This is a genomic window from Microbacterium halophytorum, assembly GCF_002970975.1.
GTDB classification, from domain to species: Bacteria; Actinomycetota; Actinomycetes; order Actinomycetales; family Microbacteriaceae; genus Microbacterium; species Microbacterium halophytorum.
Genome location: NZ_PNFA01000017.1, coordinates 31,540 through 56,310, shown reverse-complemented (window position 1 = coordinate 56,310; position 24,771 = coordinate 31,540). Strand labels below are relative to the sequence as shown.

The following is a 24,771-nucleotide window of genomic DNA, read 5'->3' as shown; positions in this document are numbered from 1 at the left end:
CACCCCGGGCGGCTCAGAAGTCGAAGTCGCCGATGTTGCTCTCGTCGAACACGAAGGGGTCGCCGAGCAGCACGACGCCGTCGGCGCCTACCGTGTACTCGCCGAGGTCGCCGGCCGTGAAGGTGTCGCCCTCGGCGCCCTCGATGTCGCCTGCGGCGAGCGCGCCGGCGGCGTAGGTCGCGAGCGTGCCCAGGTCCTCCGGGTTCCACAGCGCGAACGCCTCGACCGTGCCGTCCTCGATGAACTCGCGCATCTGGTTGGGGGTGCCGAGGCCCGTCACGGCCACCTCACCCTTGAAGTCCGAGTCGGACACGTACCGCGCAGCGGCCGCGATTCCGACCGTCGTGGGCGAGACGATGCCGGCGAGGTCCGGGTACTTCGACAGCAGAGCGGCCGTCTGGTCGAACGACTTCTGATCGTCGTCGTCGCCGTACACCGTGTCGACGATCTCGATGTCGGGGTACGTCTCGGTGACGTACTCGACGAGGGCGTCGTTCCAGGCGTTCTGGTTCGTCGCGTTCGCGGCGGCCGACAGGATCGCGACCTGGCCCTCCTCGCCGATCTGCTCGGCGATGAGGTCGCCCTCGACCTTGGCGATGCCGGCCGTGTCCGCCTGATTGATGAAGAGGTCGCGGCAGTCGGTGTTCGTGTCGGAGTCGAAGGTGACGACCTTCGTACCGGCGTCGCGCGCCTCGTTCAGCGCGTCGCAGATCGCGTTCGGGTCGTTCGCCGAGACGACGAGCGCCGAGCGGCCCTGCTGGGCGGCGGTGTTGATGTAGCTGACCTGGCCGTCCGGGGTCGCCTCGGTCGGGCCGACCTGCTCGAACTCGGCGCCGAGGTCCTCGGCGGCCGCCGACGCGCCCACCTCGGAGGCGTCGAAGTACGGGTTGCCGAGGTTCTTGGGCAGCAGGGTGATCGACAGGTCGCCGGATGCGGCCTCGCCGCCGCCCGACTCGCCGCCGCTCGTGTCGGCGCAGCCGGTCAGCGCCAGCGCTGCCACCGCGGTCACGGCCGCGCCTGCGGCCGCACGCTTCAGAGAGAACTTCATTGTTGTTCCTTTCATGGATTGCTCCGGAGGCGGTCCCTCCGGACGGGTGCCTCAGGAGGCTGCGGATGCCGCTGCTCGAGCGGGTGAGATCTTGCTGCGCTTCGTCTTCAGCCACGCGAAGAAGCTCGCGCCCACCACCGACACGATCAGCAGGCCGCCCGTGATGATGTTGATGATGTCGGCCGTCACGCCCGACAGGCGCAGGGCGCTGGAGAGCACGCCGATCAGCAGCACCGCGGCGATCACGCCGTGGATCTTGCCGCGCCCGCCGAAGACCGACACACCGCCGAGGACCACGGCCGCGATCACCTGCAGTTCGAGGCCCGTCGCGTTGTCGCCTCGGGCGCTGCCGTAGCGGAGGGTGTAGAAGATGCCGGCGAGCGCCGCCACGGCGCCCGTGAGGACGAACACCATGAACTTGGTGCGGTTCACGTCGATGCCCGAGAAGCGGGCCGCGTCCGACGACTGGCCGACCGCGAAGACCCCGCGGCCGAACGGCGTGAAGTGGTAGAGCACCACGAAGACGACGAGCAGCACGAGGAACGGGATGAGCACCCACGGCAGCTCGGTGCCCGAGATCTTCGCCTTCGCGAGGTCGGTCCAGAACTCCGGGAACTCGGTCACGGCAGTCGTGCCCAGGATTCCGACCGCGATGCCGCGGAACAGCGCCAGCGTTCCGATCGTGACGGCCAGCGACGGCAGGCCGACGACCGTGACGAGATAGCCGTTGAACGCACCGCCGATCACGCCGACGACGAGCGCGATCACGGCCGCCGCTTCGAACGGTGTGCCCGCCTGCACGAGCGCTCCCGTCGTGACGCTCGCGAGGCCGGCCATCGACCCGACCGACAGATCGATCTCGCCCGTCGTCATCACGAGCGTCATCGGCAGGGCGATGAACAGGATGGGCGCCACGTCGAGCAGCAGGTAGTTGTAGGTCAGCGGCTGGGCGAAGCCCTCGACCGCGACGGAGGCGACCAGGACCACCAGGATGAGCGCCCCGATGATCGCGAACTCCCGCGTCATCAGCACGCGGCGCCACAGCGGCCGGTCGAAGTCGAACTGGACGATGTTGGTCGTCGTCGTTGCGGGTGCCGTGCTGGTCATGCTTCATCCCTCGCTTCGATGAGCCGCCGTTTCTGGCGCAGGGCCAGCACGCGGTCGAGGATAATGGCGCCGATGATGAGCACACCGACGACGGCCTGCTGCCAGAAGTCGGGGATGCCGAGGATCGGCAGGGCGCGGTTGATCGTCATGAGCAGGAATGCTCCGATCGCGGCGCCCCACACGGTGCCGACACCGCCGACGATCGCGACGCCGCCGATGACGGCCGCGCCGATCGCGTCGAACTCCCACCCCGCGGCCGCCTGCGAGTCGACGGTGCCGTAGCGGGCCGCGTAGAACACGCCGGCCAGGCCCGAGAGCGTGCCGGACAGGACGAAGGCCGTCAGCACGCGCCGCGTGGTCTTCAGACCGTACAGCTTCGCGGCATCCGGATCTGAGCCGATCGCGTACATCTCGCGCCCCGAGCGGATGTTCTTCATGTACCAGGCGGCGGCGACGAGCACGACGATCGCGACGATCGTCAGCAGCGGGATCGTGAGGAACTGGGCCGTTCCGAACTGCAGGAACTCCCGGGGCATATCGGAGGGGTTGATCCGGTTGCTCCCGGTCCACAGCACGTTGATGCCGCGGAAGGCGTACAGCGTGCCGAGCGTGATCACCATGGCCGGCACCTTGGCGAAGGCGACGAGCATGCCGTTGACCAGGCCCAGGAGCGCGCCGAACAGAATCGCCGTGATCACGACGAGCGGGATCGGCACCCCGGGGAACGTCGCGAACAGCCAGCCGGTCATGTAGGCGGTGAGCCCCATGATCGATCCGACCGAGATGTCGACGTTGCGGGTGATGATGACGATCGCCTGCCCGACCGCGACGAGCATGAGCGGAGCGGGCGTCAGAAGCAGGTCGCGCCAGCCGTCGCCCGAGAAGAGGAAGTTCGGGTTCACGAGCGTCGCGGCCAGGACGACCAGGATCAGCGCGAGCAGGATGCCCAGCTCCCGCATCCGGCCTCCCGAAAGGAACGTCCTCACTCGGCCCGCGTCCGGGGCCGTCACTGCTGTCGTGCTCATGACTGGTGCTCCGATGCGTGAGTCGCGGCGTGCATGACGTTCTCGCTCGTGGCGTCGCCGCGGGCGATCTCGGCCGTGATGCGCCCCTCGTGCATGACGAGGATGCGGTCTGCCATGCCGAGGACCTCTGGCAGCTCGGACGAGATCATGACGATGCCGAGGCCCTTGCCCGCGAGCTCCGAGAGGAGCGCGTGCACCGAGGCCTTCGTGCCGACGTCGATGCCGCGGGTCGGCTCGTCGACGATCAGCACGCGGGGCTCGGTCGCGAGCCATTTCGCGAGCACGACCTTCTGCTGGTTACCGCCCGAGAGCGTGCCGACCACCGTGTCGAGGGCGTGGCTCTTCACCTCGAGCTGGGCGTCCCACGGGCGGGCCGCCCTGTGCTCCATCCCCGTCGTGATCAGGCCGAACCTGGCGATCCTGCGCCAGATCGCCATCGCGGTGTTGCCGCCGACGGTCGAGTCGATCACGAGGCCCTGCTTGCGGCGGTCTTCGGGCACGAGGGCGAGCCCCGCGCTCATGGCGGCGGTCGGCTTTCCGGCGGGGACCTTCTTGCCGAGCATCGTGACCGACCCCGACTCGTAGCCGTCGACGCCGAACACGGCGCGCACGACCTCGCTGCGGCCCGCGCCGACCAGCCCGGAGAGCGCCACGATCTCGCCGGCGCGCACGCTGAACGAGATGTCGTGGAACTGGCCGGTGCTGGTCAGGCCCTCGACCCGCAGCAGCTCGTCGCCGACCTCGGTCTCGACCTTCGGGAACAGGTCGGTCACGTCGCGGCCCACCATCTGGCGGACGAGGTCGTCGACGGTCGTGTCGGTGATCGGCTGGGTCGCGACATACGAGCCGTCGCGCATGACCGTGACGGTGTCGCAGAGTGCGAACACCTCGTCGAAGCGGTGCGAGATGAACATGATCGCGCGGCCCTCGTCGCGCAGGCTGCGCGCGACGGCGAACAGCCGCTCGACCTCGACGCCGCTGAGCGCGGCCGTCGGCTCGTCCATGATGAGCACGCTGGCGTCGAGGGAGATGGCCTTCGCGATCTCGATGATCTGCTGATCGGCGATCGACATGCCCTCGGTGATCCGGTCGGGGTCGAGCGCCACCCCGAGCCGCGCGAAGATCCGCTCGACCTCGGCGCGCATCGCCCTGCGGTCGATGCGGCCGAACCTCCCTGTGGGCTGGCGGCCCATGAAGATGTTCTCCGTGATCGACAGATCCGGGAACAGCGTCGGCTCCTGGTAGATCACGGCGATGCCCGCGTCCTTCGACTGCGCCGTACTGGTGAAGTCGACGCTCTCGCCGTGCAGGCGGAACTCGCCGGCGTCGCGGCGGTACAGGCCCGCCATGATCTTCACGAGCGTCGATTTCCCCGCACCGTTCTCGCCGATCAGGGCGTGGATGGAGTTCGGGCGCAGGGACAGGCTGCCGGAGCGCAGAGCGACGACAGGTCCGAACGACTTGACGACGCGTTCGAGCTCGAGCGCCGGCCCTGGCGAGCCGGTATCGGGATCTTCGACGACCACGGGGGTCCTCTCCTTCGAGGGAAGCATTCAGATTCGTGAACGCTCCTGAATCGATTCAGGCGATGTTCACGGTAATGTTAATCACGCCGCGGCCGCTACACAACCCGCGCCAAGGCAACGCAATCGTTACGCACCTCAGACGAAGGAGAACGGGTGCCCGTCAGTATCCGCGATGTCGCACAGCGCGCCGGTGTCTCCGTCGGCACCGTGTCGAACGTGCTGAACCGCCCCGACGAGGTCTCTGCCGAGTCGGTCGACCGCGTGAGCCGCGCGATCGACGAGCTGGGCTACGTGCGCAACGACGCCGCGCGGCAGCTGCGCGCCGGCGTCAGCACGACGGTGGGCTTCGTCGTGCTGAACGGCCAGAACCCGTTCTACAACGAAGTCGTGCGCGGCGCCGAGGACGAGGCGGCGCAGCGGGGCAATGCCATCCTGTACGGCAGCACCGACGAAGACCCCGGGCGCGAGAAGGTCTACCTCGACCTGTTCCGCCAGCAGCAGGTGCGCGGCATCCTGCTCGCCCCGTACGGCGACGTGCTCCCCCACCTGCGCAGCCTGCGCCGCGCGGGCATCGCGACCGTGCTCGTCGATCGCTTCAACGCCGACAACGAGTTCTCCTCGGTGTCGCTCGACAGCGTGGCGGGGGGCCGGATGGCCGCCCAGCACCTGATCGACATCGGGCGGCGGCGCCTCGCGTTCGTCGGCGGACCCTTCCAGCTGCGCCAGGTGAGCGACCGCCTCGCGGGCGCCCGCGCCGCCGTCGACAACGCCGATGCCCCGCCCGACCTCGAGGTGATCGCCGTCGACAGCATGACGGTCGAAGCAGGCATCGACGCCGGGCGGCGCCTGCTCGCGCGGCCGCGCCGCGAGTGGCCCGATGCCCTGCTCGCGGCGAACGACCTGATCGCGCTCGGCCTGCTGCAGTCCCTCATCGTCGACGGGCGCCTCCTCGTGCCCCGCGAGTTCGCGCTCGTCGGGTTCGACGACATCCCGTTCGCCGCCGCGGCGGCGGTCCCGCTGACCTCGGTCAGGCAGCCCGGCCGGATGATCGGCCGCACCGCGCTGCGCACACTGCTGGAGGAGGCGGAGGACCCGGCGAGCCTCCCCAGGCAGACGGTCTTCCCGCCCGAGCTGATCATCCGGGCGTCGACCTCCGCCTGACCCGGCCGGGCTCGTCCCCGCATGAAGCGCATGACCGTTTCCGCGCGCCGGAACCGCGTTCCGGGTCACGCGAGCACCCCCATCCATCGGGAATCGGCGGTACCTTCGGAGCATGTGCGCTTCGTACGGGCTCGATCCGCGATTCACCGATTCCCGCGACATCCTCGCGGGCGACGAGGCCATGCTCGAGGCCCTGCGCACCTGGGCCGCCGACAACGACGGCGAGACGCTGCGCCCGACGGGAAAGATCAAGCGCAACCTGAACCCGATCATCACGGCGCCCGACGGCGCGCGCCGGCTCGAACGGGGCTGGTGGGGATACCTCGTGAACGGCGAACCCGCCAAGTTCCCATCGATCAACTCCCGCTCAGAGCGGCTGAGCACCGGCCGCGGGCCGCTCCCGCCCCGTGCGCTCGTCCCGGCGACCCGGTGGTTCGAGATGCAGAAGCCCCAGCGCGCGTGGCACGAGTTCGCGACGGGCGAGCTGTTCGCGATGGCGGCCGTCACGCGGCCGGGCCGCACCGCCGACGGCGAGGAGCACACATGCTACTCGATCGTGATGCAGGACGCCCCGGATCGGCTCACCGGCATCCACGACCGCTCCCCCGTGCTCGTGCCGCACGACTTCGCGGACGAGTGGCTCACGAGCGGGGCCCCGGCCGCCGAGCTGATCGACGAGGCGGTGTCGCTGTCGCGGGGCGTGCTCGAGGGCGTCTCGGCCGCCGAGATGAGCGGCCGCCCCTAGGGCGCACGTTGCGGAATCCGGCCCCCTGAGTCATCGGCCCGCGGAGACGCCGGGGAACATGCCGCGGATGATCGCGCGGGCGGCGTTCCGCGGCGCGCCCTCCCACGGGTAGTGGTGCATCGAGATCATCGGCTTGGTGTTCAGCTCGAGCACCCGCGGTTCGCCGTCCCCCGCGCCGCGGGGAAGCAGAGCGTCCATCCCGATCAGCTGCCCGCCGGGGAGCGCCCGCGCCGCCGTCTCGACGAAGGCGATCTCATCGGGCGAGAGCTCGTCCGTCGCGTCGATCGCGTCGCCGCCTCGATGCAGGTTCGACGCGCGGCGCAGCGTGACGCGCTCGCCGTGCGGCGGCACGGAATCCGGTGTCAGTCCGGCCTCCGCGAGCCGCTCCGTCGCCTCACCGTCGAGCTCGATCGGCAGGTGGATCGGGCCCCGGTCGGCGTTCTTCTCGTCGATGAGGGCCCGGATGCCGCGCCGCCCGTCCCCGACCACGCTGGCCGGCCGGCGACGCGTCGCCGCGACGAACTCGCCGCGCACCAGGAGGCAGCGGTGCTCGGTGCCCGAGCAGAACTCCTCGACGAGGATGCGCTCCGCGCCCGTGCCGGCGACGGCGTCGAACGCCGCCGTGAACTCGGGGCGGCCCGCCAGGCCGACGTGCACGTCGGCGCCCTGCTTCCCGTCGAACGGCTTCACCACGAGCGAGACGAACTTCTCGCCCCACGCCCACGCGCGATCGGCCTCTCCCCTGCCGAAGACGGCGTGCTCCGGGACCGCGATCCCCTCGGCGGCGAGCAGCGCGCTCGCGGCGTCCTTGTACTCCGCGACGCGGTGGGCGAGCGGCGTCGTGAAGTCCGACATGCCCATGTTCCAGGTGTGCGTCCGGCCGGTGTCGTCGCCGAACACGAACACGCCGCGCTCGTTCCTGTCGACGCTGAGCCCGTGGGCCAGCGCCTCGCCGATCATCAGCCGGTTCGAGAGCCCCGTCCCCTCGGCGCCGAGCGACCTCAGCACCGGCTCTGCCTCCGGGTACGGCGGCAGCGGGGCGCCCATGTCTACGCCCCCGGCCCCGTGAACCCGGCCGCAGCGGCCTCATCCGGATGCTCGGCGGTCCAGCGCTCGAACGCCTCGAGATCGTCGGGGGTGTTGAAACCGACGGCGCTGCCGCCCGTGCGGTGGAAACGGCTGCCGATGCGCTTCTCGTCGAACGGCAGGCCCGCGTACGACTGGTAGACCTGCCAGCCGACGCACGACGAGATCTCCCCAGCGAGGAACAGCTCGCGCACGCGGCGCAGGTGCGCGAGGAGCACATCGGGCGCGGCGGAGCGCACGGCGACGATGCCCGTCTCCTCGCCGAAGAAGTCCAGCTCGGCCAGCGGCTCGCTCACGATCCGCCCGATCGCGGCGTCGCCGTACAGCGTGTCCCCGTAGAGGAAGCAGACCTCGTCGGCGATGAGCTCCGGCGCGAACCGATCGATCTCGAGCTCGTTGCGCTCGGGGGCGTGCCGGCGCGCGCCCTCCGTCTCGTAGGCGGGGTTCGCGGAGGAGATGACGATGTCGCTCGCGGCGTCCTGCTCGCGCACCTGGCGCACGACGCGGCGCAGCAGCGACTCGCCGTCGAACTCGATGAGGTGCTTCGGCAGCCCGAGGTGGCGACCCCAGCGGGTGCCGCGGCCGTTCGCCATGATCACGTAGCGCACGACTACGCGATCACCCCGTGCGCGCGGTAGAAGTCGCCGAGCGGACCCCTGCGCTGGCCGCCCCAGAGCTGCACGATGTTGACGCCCGACGAGGTGTTCGCCTCGATGACCCAGACCCCGTCGTCGGCGACGAGGAAGTCCCACGCCACGAACTGCAGGAACGGGAACTCGTCGGCGAGCCGGACGGCCGTGTCGACGACCTCCTGCCACCGGGGGACGACGGCCCCGGCGATCGGCGCCCCCGAGTCGGGGTGCGACTGGTAGACGCCGTGAGACCACAGCGTGCGCGCCTCGGTCAGCTCGCCGGACGCGAGGTCGACCTTCGCGACGAGGCCGCCGCGGCTGCCGTTGTCGACGGGGACGGTGTCGGACGTGCCGAGGCGCAGCACCGCGAAGAAGGGCTGCGCGCCGCCGTCGCCCGTGCGCATCGTGATGAGCCGGATGGTGTTGCTGGTGCGGTCGAAGATCGCGTCGAGCTCGGCGTGCTGCGCGACCGTCTCGGTGAGGAACCAGTCGGGCTGGCCCTGGAGGAACGCGATCAGCTCCGCCTCGGTCTTCTCCGCCTCGTCGAGGAGGAGCCGGCCGTCGCGCGCGTCGATCCGGTGCACGCCCTTGCCCTTGCCGGCCGTGAGCGGCTTCATGAACACCGAGCCGGTCTCGCGCACGCCGGCGACGACGTCGGCGTAGCCGATCCGGTCGCGGCCCGCACCGTAGCGCACGAGCCGCTTCTTGTTCTTGACGAACAGGATCGGCGACACGTTCGCGTGCGGCTGCAGCACCTCGTTGCAGATGATCTTGTTGTTGAGCATCGCGTCGAAGGGCTCGTTGATCCAACGGGACCGGTACCAGTCGAACTCCGACAGGTACTCCTTCTTCGACCGGTGCTTCAGGTCGTAGAGCGCGTACTGATCGCCGATGAAGCCGCCGAAGACCGCCATCCGGATGCGCGTGAGGAGCGACACCCCGAAGCGGTTCGGGGCGAGCAGGATGCGGGTCACCCAGAGGTACCCGAGCTTGCCCGTTCTGACGAGACGACGAACTAGCGGCGGCACAGCCCACCCACTTCGAAGATGTGATCGGTGAGATCGCGGGTCGAATGGCCCGGATCCGGGAACAGGAACTTCCTCTTGTACGCCGCGAGCACGTCATCCGGGTACACTCCGTCGATCGCTCCGACGAGCTCGTCTGCGCGCTGGAACACGCACCCGGGCATCTCGGCGTAGAGGTCGATGTTGACCCCGTTGTTCGCCAGGTAGTGCTCGTAGTCGTAGAGGAAGTAGAAGGTGCGTACGTCGAGGATCGCGGCCTCGAGCGCGATCGACGAGTAGTCGGTGACGATGTAGTCGGCGACCGTCAGCAGCTGCGTGCCCGTGAACTCGTCGCACGTGAAGTGCGCCTGCGGCGGTTCGAGCAGGTCGTCGCTGTCGTGCTTCTTGATGACGAGGTCGTAGCGGTCGAGGTCGAGCGCCGTGGCGAGCTTCAGCGCGCCGGTTCCCCGCTCCCCGCGGCGGAACGTCGGTACGTACAGGACGACGGGCTTGTCCCTGCCGAGACGCGGGTAGGCGCTCCGGATGCGCGCGGCGACGCGATCGCGGTCGTGCAGCAGATAGTCGGCCCTCGGCTGCCCGAGGTTGAGGATCTGGGCGTCGTCCACGCCGAAGGACGCGCGGTAGAACGGGTTCCACACCTCGGCACCGGCGACGACGTAGTCGTAGCCCTCGTGCATGCGCATCGCCCGCGCCACCTCGGCCGAGCGGCCGCCGGCACGGCCGATCGCCTGCTTCCCCGACTGCTTGATCTTCCCGAGCGAGTGCCACAGCTGGTAGACCGTGAGCGAACCCCTGTGGTTCAGCATCGAGACCGTCGGCCAGTACGAGTCGAGAACCGCGACGCGTGCCGTCGCCAGGTGGTACATGCTCCGGACCAGCAGGGGCACGAACGTGAACAGCTCGTTGCTGTCGCCCTTCACGAGGCGCGAGATGACGACCGTCTCGATGCCCGGCTCCCGGCGCCTGACCTCGTCCATCAGCAGCCGGAAGTCGAGCGGCATCCTGTCCATCCGGCGCCCCAGGAACACGATCTTGTTCGCGCGCGGCCTCGTGACCAGCTTGATGGCGCCGTACAGCGCTACGAGCAGGCCGCGCATCGTCCGCGCCGACCAGCCGCTCATGCCGTGTCCCGCTTGGGGAGGGAGATGATGGTGCGGGGCCGCCTGCGGTGGTACCCGTACTGACGCTTCTTCTCGTCGAGCTTCATCAGCAGATATTCGATTGTCTCCGGTTCCAACCGGTCGATGCGCGGGAAGTCGGGGAACCGGTTGATCTCCGGGATCTTGAACCCGTCCTCCGTGATCGCCACATCGAAGCCCAGATACTCCAACTGCGAGAAGCTTGCCGCCATCAGAAGCACCTGCTCCTTCACGAACGCCCAGTGCGGGACCACCCCATCGATGAACACACCCGTGTCCGGATGGTTCGGCGTGTCCACCACGCGCCCGTTCACAAGCGACTTCGCGTTCCCGAACCGGCCCGAGGCGATGTCGATCTCGGCCAGCAGACCGCCGGCGGCCGTGTTGTCAACGAACCCCGACGCGGCCGACCCGATCCGCAGATACGCGTTCCCCAACTGCGGCGTGACCGCATCCTTCTTGAACACCGTCATCCGGATCGTGTTCACGCTCGTCGGATAGATCTCCGCCAACACCGGATGCATCACGATGAACTCAGTGACCAGATACCGGTTCTCCGGATCCCTCAGAATCGCGAGGACCTCATCCCCCGTCGCGGGCTCCCCGTTCAGCGTGTACCCGCCGTCCTCGAAACCCAGCCGGTAGAACCCGTCGCCGTGCGAGCCCTCATCCGGCTTCAGCGCGAGGACGCCCTTCTCCCGCGCCAACCGCAGCACATCCTCGAACTCCGCACCGTAACCCTCGGGGCAATCCATCATCGGGATCAGATGGTTCACGCCCGCAGACGGGCTCGTCGCATAGAAGTATGCCGGCAGGAACTCGTTGAAATCGCTCGCCACGTACTTGATGCTCACCTTGTCCTCGAGCCAGTACTTGTACCGCGTGTTGATATGGCGCAGCCAGCGGTACTCGAAGTCGCTGATGAACTCGAGCCGGTTCTCCGGCGTGATCCCGTACTGCGGGATCCGGTACGACAGGAACCCGTTCCGATACGCCCACAGCTTCGTCTTCAGCGACACACCGTTGCGCTGGAACAGATCCCGCCGCATGTCTCCCAGCCACCGCACCGACTGGTACGGCAGCAGCCCCTTCGGGTACAGCGCCTCCGCGAACTCGCGCCGGATCCGGAGCTTCGCGTTGTGCGCGCCCCTGCCGATCCGCGACCGCAGGTCCTCCGTGCGGCGGCGCTTCTCGTCCGCCTGCTCGCGCACGAACTCGATCGTCGCGCGCGATGCGGGGAAGGCATCACTCAGCCGCGGCTTCTCGGCGATGCGTCGGATCTCGATGCCGTCGCGCGCGATGTCGAGGGTGAACTGCATGTAGCGCAGCTGTGGCGCGAAGCGGCACATCCGGCGCAGCTGCGCGACGGCGTCCGCCCATCCGGCGACCTCGCCCTCGATCGGCCGCCCCGTGTTCGGGTGGTCCGCGAACGAGAGGATCTCTCCGTCGAGGAGCAGCCTCGCCCCGCTGTAGCGCCCCGTATCGGGGTCGATCCGCGCGAGCACGACCTCGCCGCCGGGAGAGCCATCGGCCCGCGGGACCGACGCGGGGATGCGCAGCAGCGCCTCGACCGGATTCGGGTCGTCACCCGCAGCGTTGAGCATCGTCACGACGACGCGCTGCGGTTCCTCGTTCCAGACGCGCGGCTCGACGAGGACGATCGACCGCCGCGCATACGTCGCGAGCAGCTCCTGGAACTCGCCGGGCGTGCAGGCGGCGCCGTCCACGAGGAAGTCCGTGCCGTCGTGCCCGACTCGCGCGACGACGCGGTCGCGCCATCGGGTCGGGCGCAGCTCCATCTCGCCGCCGCGCTTCAGGATGCCTGCCATCGCGTCGAGGGTCGCGCCCGCACTGCGGGCCTCTTCCGAGAGCGGGACGAAGTGGACGCCGCGGCTGCGGCGATAGATCTGGTAGTGCGTCGGCGCGAAGAGCTCGGCGAACGGATGGAACACCATCAGGGCCGACACCCGGTCGCGGATCCACTTCGCGTACGCCCCGTTCAGCGGCTGTGCGTACAGGTACTCGCGGCGCGACAGGAACGACGCACGGTTCGCGCTCGTGATGCCGAACCTGCGGACGACCGACGCCTCGAAGCCCCACTCGTGGGCGCGCTGGACCTCCTTCGACGGGAAGCCCCGTAACGCGTCGCTACGGCACCGGGCGGTCCATTCGCGCGCCGAGCGCCCCGTGAATCCGTTCGCGCGCATGCGGAAGAGTTCGACGCGTCGACGCAGGTCGCGTCGCACGGCGACGCGCACGGCGCGGCGCCTGCGCACGTCGGCGGTCTCGTCCCGGAGCTCCCGCAGGAACTCTTCGGCGGCCTCGCCGAAGCCGCGCCCGGCCGGGAACACCGGCGTCCTGGCGATATCGATGATCCGGAGCACGCCGTCCGCGCCCACCGCGACGTCGACCGAGATGAATCGGAACGCGCTCGTCGCCCGACACAGCGCGCCGATGAGCTCGCTCACGAAGGCGGCATAGCCGGGCACCGCGGCACCGGATGTCGATTCCCCCGTATCGGCATCGATCTGCTCACGGTGCGCGAAGCGATCCGTCGACAGCGAGAGATCGAAGAACGGCGGCCGCGAGAGCAGCGCTTCGCTCGCCCGCTCGCCGTCGCGGCGCTCGAGCGCGTCGCCGGCGAGGATCTCGGCATCCAGCACGCGCACGCGGTCTTCGGTGCGCCCGACGTACAGCCGCAGCAGCGTGTCGGCTGGGTCGCGCCCATCGAGCAGGCGGGCGCGCGCGGAATCCGCCACCACGACGCAGCGCGTGCGGCTGACCAGCTCGACGAGGGCCTCCGCGAACTCATCGCGAGTGACCTCCCGCCCGGCGATCGATGTGCGGCCGCGATCCGCTGTGACGACGACGCCCGGTCCTCTGTCCCATCGCATCGGCATCACGCGCACCGCACGCCGCTCGGCGATGGCCGCAACGAGGCCGTCGACATCGGTGCTCTCGCTCTCGGGGAACGCGCGCAGGCCCACCACGGAGATGCCGTCGGCGCTGTCCTTCGCGAGCGAGAGCACGCACAGGGCGTCCTCCATCGATTCGCCGAGCCCGGGGACGACCCGGCGCGCGATGACCCGGTTGTTCAGCCACTGCCTGCGCCGGTTGATCGGGTGCAGATCGTAGAAGTCGTTGACGCCGAAGGAGAACTCCTGGGCGTCGGCCGCGCCCGTCCGCACGCGGAGGTCGCTGCGGACCCGCAATCGGGCGGCGATCGGCGTCATGCCGCGGCGGATGAGCGGCTGCGACATCGCGCCGACGACGGCGCGCTTGGCGCGCCTCCCGATCCTCTTCACCCTCGTGCGACCCTCTCCTGTACACCCGCGCGCGCATGCTCCTGGGGGCTGGCGCGCGTCGCTGTCATCCTGTCACACGGCGCCGTGCGCTTCCCGAGCCCGCGCCAGGGTCTCACCGCTCGGAGAAGACGGAAGCGCAGCTCTCGCCGACGTGGGTCTCGGTGTCCGTGACGGTGGGCGAGTAGCGCAGGTTCGCGGGCCCGAGCTCGCCCTCGGGGATCGTGCTCGTGTACGAGATCGTCTTGGTCTCGCCGCGCGGCACGAAGTAGCGGTTCACCTCGACGTTGCGGCCGTACTCGACGCCCGTGCGGCGCTCCCACTCGACGTCGGCCACCGGGTCGGCGCCGAGGCTGTCGGCGAGAGCGATCTGCTCCGGCGTCCGCTCCCAGACGGGGGGAAGCTCGTCGTCGAGGGAGATCATCGAACCAGGGGGCGCGAAATACATCACGTCGAGGATGAAGGAGTCGGACGGAATGCCGTAGCGATCGTTCCGGATGCCGAGCTGGTACTTGGTCATCCCGCCTTCCGGCACGCTGTTGGTCACGTCGATCGACGTCGTCATGGTGCCGGCCTCGACGTTGCATGTCAGGCTGACCGCGGTGTCGAGGAAGTACTCGAGCTTGCTGGCCGAGTAGTCGTTGACGAAGAGCCCGACCTCGGTGACCTCCTCGTTGTCGGTCGCGAGCGAGCCCTCGAGCTCGAGCTCCTCGACCATCCCCTGTTCGTCCTCATCCGGGAACCACGCGTGCAGGCGCTCCTCGTCGGCCGCGCGCACGAGCTGATCGACCATCTCGAGCGGGTCCCAGTCGCCGTCGGAGATCTTCTCGAAGACCTTCGCGGCGACGTCGCCGAAGAACTCGTCCTGCTGCTTGCCCGTGTACATGTGGTACGCGTCGTAGAGCAGGGTCTCGACCGCGTTGTCGCTCGTCAGCTCAACGCCGTCGCTGCTGATGACGGGGCCGGTGGCTTCGAGCATGTAGGACAGCACGACCGGGTCGATCGTGATCACACCGTCGAGCCGCTCGCCCGTCTTGTTGAACCAGAGCTGGTCGAACGACTGCGCCGTCGTCGGGAAGTCGGGCGTGCGGGTGAAGTTGCCGAAGCCCGTGAACGTGTCCTCGACGTAGAGCTGGTCCATCTCGGGCTCGGGGTGGAACACCTTCGTGAACCGGTCGAACGAGTAGGTGCTCGTCTGGTCGGCCATCTTCGCCTTGCCGTCTTCGACGTCGACGATCGCCGTCGCTGCGGGCAGACCGCCGCCCGAGCGGATCTCCGCGTTGTTCTGGAACACGAGCATGTATCGGCGGGGCTCGTCGGCACCCGCGATGTCGAGCAGCTGCGGCAGGTACTCCTGCGCGATCTCGAGCCCCGGCCCTGCGACCTCGATCGCGTCGGTCAGCGACCCCAGCGCGTCGTCCACGACCGGAAGCACCTTGCTGCGATCGATGCCGCCGATGGTCTCGTTCGCCTTCTCGATCGCCGCCGAGATCTCCGGCAGGTCCTCCTGCGCGTCGCGCAGGGGCGCGAGGTCGATGCCCCCGCCCTCGACGTCGGTGCTCGACAGGTCGAGGCTGTTCAGGATCTTGACGCCGGGCTCCAGCGCGCCGTCGATGACGGTGTGGGTCGCCTGCGTCGCGAGGCGGACGGCGTTGACGTTCTCGCCGACGATCGGCACGTTCGACGCGGCAGACCAGAGCGGGCTGCTCACCTTGTCGTTGGCATCGGAGACCATCTCCCGGATGTCCTCCGCACTCGCGAGCACGGCCTCCGGGTCACCGTTCGAAGCCTCGTCCGCGACGGCGGAGATCTCGTCCTTGGCGGCGAGCAGGTTCGATGCGACCGAGATCGCCTGGTAGATGAATACGCCGACGACGAGGATGCCGAGCAGCGCCACTCCCCCGACGCCGAACCCGACGATGCGCGGCCAGAGGGCCTTCTTCACACGGGCGGCGTGCTGAGCGGGGCGGCGCGATCGATGCACTCCGGAACCAGACGACACGCCCCAATCGTACCGACGCGTCCTGTCATATCGCCGAGCGGAGCATACAGAGCCGCTGGGAAAGCGAGGAAGCCCCCGCGCTGCGGGGGCTTCCGATGGCGGAGACGGGGGGATTTGAACCCCCGGTTCCCTTTAACAAGAACCCTTCATTAGCAGTGAAGTCCGTTCGGCCGCTCCGGCACGTCTCCTCGCGCCCGCAGAACGGGCGCTCGCACCATAGTACCGGCTCCCGGCTGTGCGACGAAACCAGCCGCCCCCGCGCGCGCCGAGCGCCGCGCCGAAGCCTTGGACTCCAGAGAAGACAACGAGATCCAGAGAGTCACGTGAGCTCCACGGCCCTATGCGCCCTGCCCTGCCCCACCTGCTCGACCCACCCCCGCAGGCTTCGGCACGATCTTTCGCGCGAAGCGCGACAGATCGCATGCCGCAGCCGAGGACTCAGAAAAGCAGCCCTCCGCTGGAGACGTGAAAAGGGCCCCTTGCAGGGCCCTTTTCACGTCTCCAGCGGAGGGTGTGGGATTCGAACCCACGGGACGTCTCCGCCCACCGGTTTTCAAGACCGGCTCCTTCGGCCGCTCGGACAACCCTCCAGGCGATCGCTCGCCGACCACGAAGTCTACGCGACTCTCACACCCATTCCGGCGTGCGAGCGTGCGGGTGCATGACGGCTCCACCGACATAGTGTGACAACCGAGCGGCTGGCTGTCCGCTCCGGTGCCGCGAGCTGCGGGCACACGGCGATTCCACCCGCACCTTGTGAGACCTGAGCGGCCGAGTGCTCGCGTCAGCGCGTCGTCAGGCCCAGGTCCTCCAGCGCCGCTGCGACGCCGCCGTCCTCCACGTCGTCCGTGATGTCCGTCGCCGCATGCGAGACCTCGTCCGGGGCCTGGCCCATCGCGAAGGCGCGGCCGCCGTGCGCCGCGGCCCAGCGGAACATGCCGACGTCGTTGCGGCCGTCGCCGATCACGACGACGTCCTCGCCCCGGATGCCGAGGCGCTCGCGCACCTCCTCCAGGCCCGTCGACTTGTCGACGCCCTCGGGCGCGATGTCGAGCCACGCCGTCCACCCGACGGAGTACGAGACCTGGCTGAGCCCCATGCTCTCGACCATCCGGGTGAACTCGCCCTCCGTGTGCTCGGGCGAGACGACGACGATGCGCGAGACGGGGTCGGCCTTCAGATCATCGAAGTCGACGTGGCTGGCGTTGGCGTCGTCGATCAGCCAGTCGCTGACGCGATGCGTGTAGCGGCGGCGGCCGTCCGCCAGTTCGGCCATGTAGTTCGCGTCGGGCAGGTGCTGCTGGAGCAGGTCGAGCACCTCGGTCGGGTCGAACGTCGCCGTCGTGTGGCGCTCGTACCCCTCGGCGCCGCGGCTCAGGACGGCGGCACCGTTCGAGCAGACGACGTACTCGGGCCGGATGCCGAGGCGCTCGTGGATGCGGCTCGTCGCCTCCCAGCTGCGTCCGGTCGCGAGCATCACGACGTGCCCGTTCGCCTCGGCGTCGCGCACCGCGTCGACCACGCCGGGGCTGAACTGCTCATCCTCCAGGATGACGGTGCCGTCGACGTCGAGGGCGATGAGGCGCCTCACGCGATGGGCTCCATCACCTCGAGGCCGCCCAGGTACGGGCGAAGGGGCTCCGGCACGACGACCGAGCCGTCGGGCCGCTGACCGTTCTCGAGGATCGCGACGAGCCAGCGCGTCGTGGCGAGCGTGCCGTTCAGCGTTGCGACGTGCTGCGTGCGGCCGCCCTCCTCAGGGCGGTGGCGCACGTCGAGGCGGCGGGCCTGGTACGTCGTGCAGTTCGACGTCGACGTGAGCTCGCGGTACGCACCCTGCGTCGGGACCCACGCCTCCGTGTCGAACTTGCGGGCCGCCGAAGAGCCGAGGTCGCCCGCCGCGACGTCGATCACGCGGTACGCGAGCCCCAGCGACGTGAGCATCTGCTCCTCGAGTGCGAGGAGGCGGGCGTGCTCGGCCTCCGCGTCATCCGGGGTCGTGTACGCGAACATCTCGAGCTTGTTGAACTGATGCACGCGGATGATGCCGCGGGTGTCCTTGCCGTGCGAACCGGCCTCGCGGCGATAGCAGGTCGACCAGCCCGCGTAGCGCAGGGCGCCGCCGGAGAGGTCGACGATCTCGTCCTTGTGGTAGCCGGCGAGCGCCACCTCGCTCGTGCCGACGAGGTACATGTCGTCCTCTTCGAGGTGGTAGATCTCGTCGGAGTGCTCGCCGAGGAAGCCGGTGCCCGCCATGATGTCGGGCCGCACGAGGGTCGGCGTGATCATCGGCGTGAAGCCGTTCTGCAGCGCCACGTCGAGCGCGTAGTTCATGAGCGCGAGCTCGAGGCGCGCACCGATGCCCTTGAGGAAGTAGAACCGGGCGCCCGAGACCTTCGCGCCGCGCTCCATGTCGATCGCGCCGAGCTTCTCTCCGAGGGCGAGGTGGTCGAGCGGGCCGTCGGGGTACTCGGCCGGGTCGAACGTGCGGGGCGTGCCGACCTCGCGCAGCGTGACGAAGTTCTCCTCACCGCCGGCGGGGACGCCGTCGATCACGATGTTCTCGATGCGCGCCATCGCCGCGCGGTACGCCTCCTCGGCGTCGTTCGCGGCCTGCTGCGCCTCCTTCACGCGCGCGGCGAGCTCCTTCGCCTGCGCGACGAGAGCGGGCTTGTCCTCCTTGGGTGCCTTCGCGACGGTCTTGCCGAACGCGTTCTGCTCGGCGCGGAGGTCCTCGAACGCCGTGAGCGCCGAACGCCGCGCCTGCTCGGCGGTGACGGCACCGGTCACGGTCTCTGCGGAGTGCCCGCGAGCCTCCTGCGAGCGCGTCACGAGGTCGGGCTGTTCGCGAAGAAGTACGGGATCGATCACGGTGCAAGTCTAGGCGGTGTGCGCTCCGGCGCGCCCGGCCCGCTGATCCGCCCGCCGCACGCCCGAGCGACGACGCCGACAGGCGTGCGTCGGAAGCCCCGAACGAGCTCCCGCGTGCCGACGCACCGAGCCCGGCCGCACGCCCGCGCTCGGTGCGGAGGCACGGCGCGCCCGGCCCTCCCCGTGCGGCTAATGTGGCGGCATGGAGCACAGCGATGCCGTGGGTCTGGCCGCCCTGATCGTGAACCCGATCAAGGTCGACGCACGACACCTGGCCGCCCTGCTCGCCGAGCACTGCGCCGCCGCCGGATGGGCGGATCCGCTCATCCTGGAGACGACGATCGACGACCCCGGCCAGGGGCTCGCGCGGCGGGCGCTCGACGCCGGCGCCGCGAAGGTGTTCGTCGCCGGCGGCGACGGCACCGTGCGGGCCGTCGCCGAGGTGATGGACGGCTCCGGCGTGGAGCTGACGATCGTCCCCTCCGGAACCGGCAATCTGCTGGCCAGGAACATCCGGCTGCCGCTCGTCGACCCGGAGGACATGATCCGGGCGGCCTTCGACGGCGCCGCCACACCGATCGACGTCGGCATCGCGAAGCTGCGCCGCGCCGACGGGTCGACGGAGGAGCACGGCTTCGTCGTCATGGCCGGGATGGGGCTCGACGCGGCGATGATCGCGAATACGAGCGCGAAGCTCAAGAAGCGGATGGGCTGGGTCGCCTACGTCGACGGCGCCGCGCGGTCACTGCCGAATGCGAAGCCGTTCCGCATCGTCTACCAGCTGCTGGGCGCCGGCGGGCGGGATCCCGAGCCGGATGATCGCAAGACGCAGACGCGCCTGCACTCGGCGAAGGTGCAGAGCATCCTCGTCGCGAACTGCGGCGCGCTGCCCGCCGGCATCGAACTGTTCCCGACGGCGTCGTTCGCGGACGGCCTGCTCGACGTCGCGCTCATCCAGCCGTCCGGCCCGCTGGGCTGGGTCGGCGTGTGGCGGAAGGTGTGGTGGGACAACTCGGTGCTCCGCCGGTTCCGCGCCGGTCTGCGCCTGGCCGAGAGCCACCGCAACACCGCCGTGCGCTACTTGACGGGCTTCGGCATCGAGATCGCCGTGCCGGAACCACGACCGGTGCAGCTCGACGGCGACGAACTCGGCGAGGCGACCCGCTTCTACGCCACGATCCACCCCGGCGGCCTCCTCGTCACGGTGCCGCACGGGCACCGGCTCGCGCCCGCGGGGTCACCGGCTTAGGCACCGCCACCCCGCCGCCCACGCGGTCGGGGGTCGGCCGACCCCGACGCCACCGGCCAGGCACACCGCACCGGCCGACGGGCACAATGCAGTCGAACCGCAGCGCCGCAGCTCCACAGCCCCCGGAACCCGGCGGCCGACCCGACCCGCATGCCAAGAGCCGACTGCGCTGTGCCGTTGGACTCCGGCGGCCGGGTGACCCCTACTGCAGGGCCGAGGTCAGGCGCGCGAGGTTGTCGAGGACGGTCGAGCGCAGCGGTTGCTTCCGCCATTCCTCGAGGGTGAGCTCGCGGCTGTTCGCGCGGTAGCCGGCCTCGACCTCGCGCAGCTCGGAGACGAACTCCTCGCCCCGCACCAGCAGCGAGACCTCGAAGTTGAGGCCGAACGAGCGCTCGTCCATATTGCTCGAGCCGATCACGGCGACCTCGTCGTCGATCGACAGGCTCTTGGTGTGCAGGATGTACGGCGCCTTGTACAGCCAGATCCGCACGCCCGCCTCCAGCAGCGACTCGTAATAGCTGCGCTGCGCGTGGTAGACGAGAGCCTGGTCGCCGACCTCCGAGACGAACAGCTCCACCTCGACGCCGCGGCTGCACGCGATCTCGACGGCGGACGTCATCGCCTCGTTCGGCACGAAGTACGGGCTGACCATCACGACCTTCCGCTCGGCCGCGTAGATCAGCGCGAGGAACAGGCGCAGGTTGTTCTCCGTCTCGAAGCCGGGCCCCGACGGGACGACCTGGCAGTCGAGGTCGCCGGAGCCGGAGTTCATCTCCCGCAGGTCGATGTCGGGCACCGCCTCGGTCTCGCCGTACCAGTCGGAGAGGAAGACGGCATCGACGCTCGAGACGACGGGGCCGTCCAGCCGCACCATCGCGTCGACCCACTTGAGGCCGCGCCGGATGTTCCCCCGCACGTTGTAGCTGCGGTGCGTGAGGTTCTGCGAGCCGAGGAAGGCCACGTCGCCGTCGACGATGAGGAGCTTGCGGTGGTTGCGCAGGTCGGGCCGCTGCATCTTCCCCTTCAGCGGCTGGAGCGGCAGCGCGAAGTGCCAGTCCGCCCCCATGTCGGAGAGGCGCTTGAGCGTGAGCCGATGGCGCGGCTTCGACAGGTTGGCCCAGTGGTCGAGCAGGACGCGCACGGGGATCCCCCGCGCGCACGCGTCCTCGAGCGCCCGGAACACCCCGTCCGTCGCCTCGTCGGACTTGAAGATGTAGAACTCGATGTGCACGTAGCGCTGCGCACCCCTGATGGCCTCCGCCATGGCGTCGAGGCTGTCCTGGTAACCCGAGATCAGCCGCACGCCGTTGTCGCCCGAGATCGGAAGCGCCCCGAGGTCGAGGTTCATCCGGACGAGCGACGTGAACCACCCCGGCTCGTTCGGCCGCAGCCCGCCGCGCTCGAGGATGTCGTTCGCCTCGCGCAGGTACTCGTTGATCTGGGACTGCATGCGCCGCTTCTGGGCGGGCAGGCGCGGGTTTCCGATCAGGATGAACAGGAAGGCGCCCGCGAGCGGCAGCAGGAAGATCGCGAGGAGCCACGCCATCGCCGACGTCGGCTTGCGATTGCGGGGCACGACGATGACCGCCATGACCCGGATGGCCATGTCGAGCACCCACAGGCTGGTCGCGAGCCACGGGATGTCGAGGATCGGAAACAGCCATCCGAACAGTGTCTGCACGTGCCTCCCCCCGATGTGATCTGGGGTTCAGCCTATCCGCCGCGGCTCAGGCCTCGGGCTTGGGCGGGAGCCCGCGGCGAGCGCGCTCCTCCGCCTCGTAGCGCGCGTACGTGCGCCGCTCGGTGCGATCCATCCGCAGGATGCTGCGCATGATCCACCAGAAGACGCCGGCCAGGACGATCGTCGGGGCGATCGAGTAGAGGGCGGCGACCCAGTAGTTGTCCACGCCGAGATTCTAGCCCCGTGCGATATCCGGCGCCTGGGAGACGCCGGGCGGCACCGACCCTCGCTCACAGCCCCGCACTTGCGCGCATGACCGACCACAGCCCCCTCGCGCGGGCACCGGGCGTCGCCCCACGGCGCGACGATCGGGGCATGACCTCTCTCACATCCCCCGCGATCACCCACCCCATCCGCGACGCCGCCGCCTTCCTGCGTGCCGTTCCGCGGCTGACCGGCTGCACGCCCGTGCGGAGCCTCGTCGTCGTGCCGCTCGCCGGCACCACCGCGCGCGGTGCGCTCCGCCTCGACCTGCCGACGCCGGGCGCCGACGATCAGGTCGCCGCGACCGCCATCGGCATGGCCTGCCAGGTGGCGGGCGCCGACGCGATCGCCGTCGTCGTGTACGACGGCGACGCGCACTGGCCGCCCGACGGCCCGCTGCCCCGCGAGGGCCTCGTCGACCGCGTGCTCGACAGGGCCGAGGCCTGCGGGCTCGGCGTGCGGGGCGCCTACCTCGTCACGGCCGACGGCTGGGGCGCGTACGGCGACGCGGCGCCCCGCCCGCACGCAGAGATCGAGCTGCGCCCCGGCGGCGGCCTCGACCGAGATCAGCACGAGGGCGCCGCCGTCCAGCGCGCGGGCAAGGCCCGCCGCCGCGCCGTCGCGGCCGAGCTCGAGCGCTCGGAGTACGCGTTCGCCCAGCTCCTGCTGCGCAGGGCGGGCCTCGCGGACCCCGCGGCGAGCACGGCGCCGGCGCCCGCCGACCGCGCGCCGGGCCCGCGGGCCCGGCCCGTCGACGAGGCGTCGCTGCCCGGCCTGCTGGACGAGGCGCTCGACTGGGATGCGGAGGGGCTCGACCCGGCCGACGCGGGCTTCCTCGCGCTCGTGCTCTCGACGCCACTGCTGCGCGATGCGGCCCTGACGCAGTGGTCCGCCGACATCGAGACCGGCCGCACGGTGCTGGCGTGGCAGTTCGCCTGGCGGCCCGACACCGGGGCCGAGCAGGGCGAGCTGCCGAACGGCGTGCTGCGCCTGACGGGCGCGGGCGAGAAGCCCGACCCCGAGCGCCTTCGCCGCGGGCTCGCGCTCGCGAGGGCCGTCGCGGCGGCCGCACCCGGCCGCGCACGCGCCGGCGCCCTCGCGAGCGCCGCCTGGCTGTCATGGGCGCTGGGCAACGCGACGCACGCGGGCGCCTACGCCGAGCGGGCGCGCGGCATGGAGCCCGAGCACGGGCTGGCTCGGATCATCCTGCGCCTCGTCGAGCTCGGCAGGCTCCCCGCCTGGGCGTTCCTGCCCGGCCGGGAGGCCGACGCTACTTGACGAGCGGGAAGAGGATCGTCTCGCGGATGCCCAGGCCCGTGATCGCCATGAGGAGGCGGTCGATGCCCATGCCCATGCCGCCCGTCGGGGGCATGCCGTGCTCGAGGGCGCTCAGGAAGTCCTCGTCGATGCGCATCGCCTCGTCGTCGCCGCGGTCGGCCAGCGCCGCCTGCTCCACGAAGCGCTCCCGCTGGATGACGGGATCGACCAGCTCGGAGTAGCCGGTGGCGAGCTCGAAGCCGCGCACGTACAGGTCCCACTTCTCCACGACGCCGGGGATCGAGCGGTGCTCGCGCACGAGCGGGCTCGTGTCGACGGGGAAGTCCATCACGAAGGTCGGGCGTTCGAGACCCGTCTTCACGAAGTGCTCCCACAGCTCCTCGACGAGCTTGCCGTGCGTCGCGTGCGGCGGCACCTCGACGCCCGAGCGCTCGGCGAGCGACAGCAGGTCGGCCATCGGGGTCTCGGGCGTGATCTCGACGCCGGCGGCCTCCGAGAGCGACGGGTACATCGAGACCCGGTCCCAGTCGCCGCCGAGGTCGAACTCGGTGCCGTCGGCCCACGTGACGGTGGTCGATCCGGCGACCGCGACCGCGGCGCTCTGGATCAGCTCCTGCGTGAGGTCGGCGATGCCGTTGTAGTCGCTGTATGCCTGGTACGCCTCGAGCATCGCGAACTCCGGGCTGTGCGTCGAGTCGGCGCCCTCGTTGCGGAAGTTGCGGTTGATCTCGAACACCCGGTCGATGCCGCCGACGACGGCGCGCTTGAGGTAGAGCTCGGGCGCGATGCGCATGAACAGCTCGGTGTCGAAGGCGTTCGAGTGCGTAATGAACGGCCGAGCCGTGGCGCCGCCCGGCTGCACCTGCAGCATCGGTGTCTCGACCTCGGTGAAGCCGTGCTTCACGAAGGTCTCGCGCAGCGACTGGTTCGTCTTCGCGCGTGCGACGACGTTGGCCCTGGCCTGCTCGCGCACGATGAGATCGAGGTAGCGCTGGCGCACCCGGGTCTCTTCGTTCAGCTCGTTGTGCAGGTTCGGCAGCGGCAGGACGGCCTTCGACGCCATCTGCCACTCGTCGACCATGATCGACAGCTCGCCTCGGCGGCTCGAGATCACCTCGCCCGAGACGAACACGTGGTCGCCGAGGTCGACGATCTCCTTCCACGCGGCGAGCGCGTCCTCGCCGACCTTCGCCTGCGAGACCATCGCCTGGATGCGCGATCCGTCGCCGGCCTGCAGCGCCGCGAAGCAGAGCTTGCCGGTGTTGCGGCTGAACACGATGCGGCCGGCGACACCGACGGTGCGACCCGTCTCCGCTCCGGCCTCGAGCGCGTCGGGGCCGCCCTCGCCGTACTGGGCCCGCAGCTCGGCGATCGTCGCCGTCACCGCGAGCGAGACGGGGTAGGCGCCGCCCGCGGGCGACTCGCGCTCCGCGACGAGCTTCTCGCGCTTCGCGAGGCGCACGGCCTTCTGCTCGACGATGTCCTCGTCGGGCGTCGCTGCGGCGTTCTCGGCGGGAGTCTCAGGCATGCGCGTAGTCCTCGGTGCGGTTCGCGGGCGGAAGTCGCGGCGCGGCCGATCGGGCGCGCCGCACAGGCTCCCCCAGTCTATGACGCCGGCGCTGGGCGCCCG

General features: G+C 70.1%; 19 protein-coding genes and 2 tRNA genes. 4 read left to right on the top strand and 17 right to left on the bottom strand.

What is annotated here, in order from left to right; translation table 11 throughout:
* Positions 1-13: 13 nt before the first annotated feature.
* The 4 genes from rhaS to C0010_RS14355 are packed head-to-tail and all read right to left on the bottom strand — an operon-like array spanning position 14 to position 4,706.
* Positions 14-1,048 carry a rhamnose ABC transporter substrate-binding protein gene (gene rhaS / locus C0010_RS14370; RefSeq protein WP_105567778.1) on the bottom strand — a complete coding sequence of 345 codons (1,035 nt, stop codon included), beginning with the start codon at positions 1,046-1,048 and terminating at the stop codon, positions 14-16.
* Between the two features lie 51 nt (positions 1,049-1,099).
* Positions 1,100-2,155 carry an ABC transporter permease gene (locus tag C0010_RS14365; RefSeq protein ID WP_105567777.1) on the bottom strand — a complete coding sequence of 352 codons (1,056 nt, stop codon included), beginning with the start codon at positions 2,153-2,155 and terminating at the stop codon, positions 1,100-1,102.
* The gene (locus C0010_RS14360) at positions 2,152-3,180 is read right to left on the bottom strand and encodes an ABC transporter permease (RefSeq protein ID WP_105567776.1); all 1,029 of its coding nucleotides are present in this window, start codon (positions 3,178-3,180) and stop codon (positions 2,152-2,154) included. The genes C0010_RS14365 and C0010_RS14360 overlap by 4 nt, the downstream gene beginning before the upstream one ends.
* Positions 3,177-4,706 carry a sugar ABC transporter ATP-binding protein gene (locus C0010_RS14355; protein ID WP_232531977.1) on the bottom strand — a complete coding sequence of 510 codons (1,530 nt, stop codon included), beginning with the start codon at positions 4,704-4,706 and terminating at the stop codon, positions 3,177-3,179. Before C0010_RS14355 ends, C0010_RS14360 begins: the two co-directional genes overlap by 4 nt.
* 153 nt (positions 4,707-4,859) lie before the next feature.
* Here C0010_RS14355 and C0010_RS14350 point away from each other — a divergent pair, with 153 nt between their 5' ends.
* Together C0010_RS14350 and C0010_RS14345 are read left to right on the top strand one after the other, a co-directional pair.
* A complete protein-coding gene (locus C0010_RS14350) occupies positions 4,860-5,867 on the top strand; it encodes a LacI family DNA-binding transcriptional regulator (RefSeq protein WP_105567774.1) in 1,008 nt (335 codons plus the stop codon).
* A 112-nt stretch (positions 5,868-5,979) separates the two neighbouring features.
* On the top strand, positions 5,980-6,612 hold the full coding sequence (locus tag C0010_RS14345) for an SOS response-associated peptidase family protein (protein WP_105567773.1): 633 nt from the start codon (positions 5,980-5,982) through the stop codon (positions 6,610-6,612).
* Positions 6,613-6,642: 30 nt separating this feature from the next.
* Here C0010_RS14345 and C0010_RS14340 read toward each other — a convergent pair whose 3' ends face one another.
* From C0010_RS14340 to serS, 10 genes are all read right to left on the bottom strand, one after another.
* Positions 6,643-7,659 carry a hypothetical protein gene (locus C0010_RS14340; protein WP_105567772.1) on the bottom strand — a complete coding sequence of 339 codons (1,017 nt, stop codon included), beginning with the start codon at positions 7,657-7,659 and terminating at the stop codon, positions 6,643-6,645.
* A gap of 2 nt (positions 7,660-7,661) precedes the next feature.
* Complete coding sequence (locus C0010_RS14335) at positions 7,662-8,306, bottom strand: NTP transferase domain-containing protein (protein ID WP_105567771.1); 645 nt, start codon at positions 8,304-8,306, stop codon at positions 7,662-7,664.
* 2 nt (positions 8,307-8,308) lie between these two features.
* Entirely contained in the window at positions 8,309-9,304 is a 996-nt protein-coding gene (locus tag C0010_RS14330; protein ID WP_158685532.1) for a sugar-transfer associated ATP-grasp domain-containing protein, read from the bottom strand.
* 41 nt (positions 9,305-9,345) lie between these two features.
* Positions 9,346-10,476 (bottom strand): CDP-glycerol glycerophosphotransferase family protein, encoded by a 1,131-nt coding sequence (locus C0010_RS14325; RefSeq protein ID WP_105567769.1) that lies wholly within the window; start codon positions 10,474-10,476, stop codon positions 9,346-9,348.
* On the bottom strand, positions 10,473-13,799 hold the full coding sequence (locus tag C0010_RS14320) for a sugar-transfer associated ATP-grasp domain-containing protein (protein WP_105567768.1): 3,327 nt from the start codon (positions 13,797-13,799) through the stop codon (positions 10,473-10,475). Before C0010_RS14320 ends, C0010_RS14325 begins: the two co-directional genes overlap by 4 nt.
* A gap of 112 nt (positions 13,800-13,911) precedes the next feature.
* Positions 13,912-15,798, bottom strand: a complete 1,887-nt coding sequence (locus tag C0010_RS14315) for a DUF4012 domain-containing protein (RefSeq protein ID WP_158685531.1) — start codon at positions 15,796-15,798, stop codon at positions 13,912-13,914.
* 96 nt (positions 15,799-15,894) lie between these two features.
* Positions 15,895-15,986 (bottom strand) — tRNA-Ser (locus C0010_RS14310).
* A gap of 317 nt (positions 15,987-16,303) precedes the next feature.
* Positions 16,304-16,388, bottom strand: a tRNA-Ser gene (locus tag C0010_RS14305).
* Between the two features lie 194 nt (positions 16,389-16,582).
* A complete protein-coding gene (locus C0010_RS14300; RefSeq protein WP_232531976.1) occupies positions 16,583-17,389 on the bottom strand; it encodes an HAD family hydrolase in 807 nt (268 codons plus the stop codon).
* Positions 17,386-18,669 (bottom strand): serine--tRNA ligase, encoded by a 1,284-nt coding sequence (gene serS, locus C0010_RS14295; protein WP_105567765.1) that lies wholly within the window; start codon positions 18,667-18,669, stop codon positions 17,386-17,388. Before serS ends, C0010_RS14300 begins: the two co-directional genes overlap by 4 nt.
* Before the next feature lie 202 nt (positions 18,670-18,871).
* Between serS and C0010_RS14290 the strand changes: the two genes are divergently transcribed.
* Entirely contained in the window at positions 18,872-19,918 is a 1,047-nt protein-coding gene (locus tag C0010_RS14290) for a diacylglycerol/lipid kinase family protein (RefSeq protein ID WP_105567764.1), read from the top strand.
* Between the two features lie 202 nt (positions 19,919-20,120).
* Here the strand turns inward: C0010_RS14290 and cls are convergent, their stop codons facing one another.
* Positions 20,121-21,524 (bottom strand): cardiolipin synthase, encoded by a 1,404-nt coding sequence (cls, locus tag C0010_RS14285; protein WP_105567801.1) that lies wholly within the window; start codon positions 21,522-21,524, stop codon positions 20,121-20,123.
* A 121-nt stretch (positions 21,525-21,645) separates the two neighbouring features.
* Entirely contained in the window at positions 21,646-21,825 is a 180-nt protein-coding gene (locus C0010_RS14280; RefSeq protein WP_105567763.1) for a hypothetical protein, read from the bottom strand.
* 149 nt (positions 21,826-21,974) lie between these two features.
* Between C0010_RS14280 and C0010_RS14275 the strand changes: the two genes are divergently transcribed.
* On the top strand, positions 21,975-23,141 hold the full coding sequence (locus C0010_RS14275) for a DUF4192 family protein (protein WP_158685530.1): 1,167 nt from the start codon (positions 21,975-21,977) through the stop codon (positions 23,139-23,141).
* On the opposite strand, the gene lysS is transcribed toward C0010_RS14275, so the two are convergent.
* Positions 23,134-24,669, bottom strand: coding sequence for a lysine--tRNA ligase (gene lysS / locus C0010_RS14270; protein WP_105567761.1), 1,536 nt, complete (start codon positions 24,667-24,669; stop codon positions 23,134-23,136). The two genes, C0010_RS14275 and lysS, sit on opposite strands and share 8 nt — an antisense overlap.
* Positions 24,670-24,771: the final 102 nt, after the last annotated feature.

What these genes read in the sequence shown, in the direction of transcription:
- C0010_RS14325 (WP_105567769.1), bottom strand. Translation starts at nt 10,476, where the DNA reads ATGAGCGGCTGGTCGGCGCGGACGATGCGCGGCCTGCTCGTAGCGCTG.
- C0010_RS14345 (WP_105567773.1), top strand. Translation starts at nt 5,980, where the DNA reads ATGTGCGCTTCGTACGGGCTCGATCCGCGATTCACCGATTCCCGCGAC.
- cls (WP_105567801.1), bottom strand. Translation starts at nt 21,524, where the DNA reads ATGGCCATCCGGGTCATGGCGGTCATCGTCGTGCCCCGCAATCGCAAG.
- C0010_RS14365 (WP_105567777.1), bottom strand. Translation starts at nt 2,155, where the DNA reads ATGACCAGCACGGCACCCGCAACGACGACGACCAACATCGTCCAGTTC.
- C0010_RS14275 (WP_158685530.1), top strand. Translation starts at nt 21,975, where the DNA reads ATGACCTCTCTCACATCCCCCGCGATCACCCACCCCATCCGCGACGCC.
- rhaS (WP_105567778.1), bottom strand. Translation starts at nt 1,048, where the DNA reads ATGAAGTTCTCTCTGAAGCGTGCGGCCGCAGGCGCGGCCGTGACCGCG.
- C0010_RS14290 (WP_105567764.1), top strand. Translation starts at nt 18,872, where the DNA reads ATGGAGCACAGCGATGCCGTGGGTCTGGCCGCCCTGATCGTGAACCCG.
- C0010_RS14360 (WP_105567776.1), bottom strand. Translation starts at nt 3,180, where the DNA reads ATGAGCACGACAGCAGTGACGGCCCCGGACGCGGGCCGAGTGAGGACG.
- lysS (WP_105567761.1), bottom strand. Translation starts at nt 24,669, where the DNA reads ATGCCTGAGACTCCCGCCGAGAACGCCGCAGCGACGCCCGACGAGGAC.
- C0010_RS14340 (WP_105567772.1), bottom strand. Translation starts at nt 7,659, where the DNA reads ATGGGCGCCCCGCTGCCGCCGTACCCGGAGGCAGAGCCGGTGCTGAGG.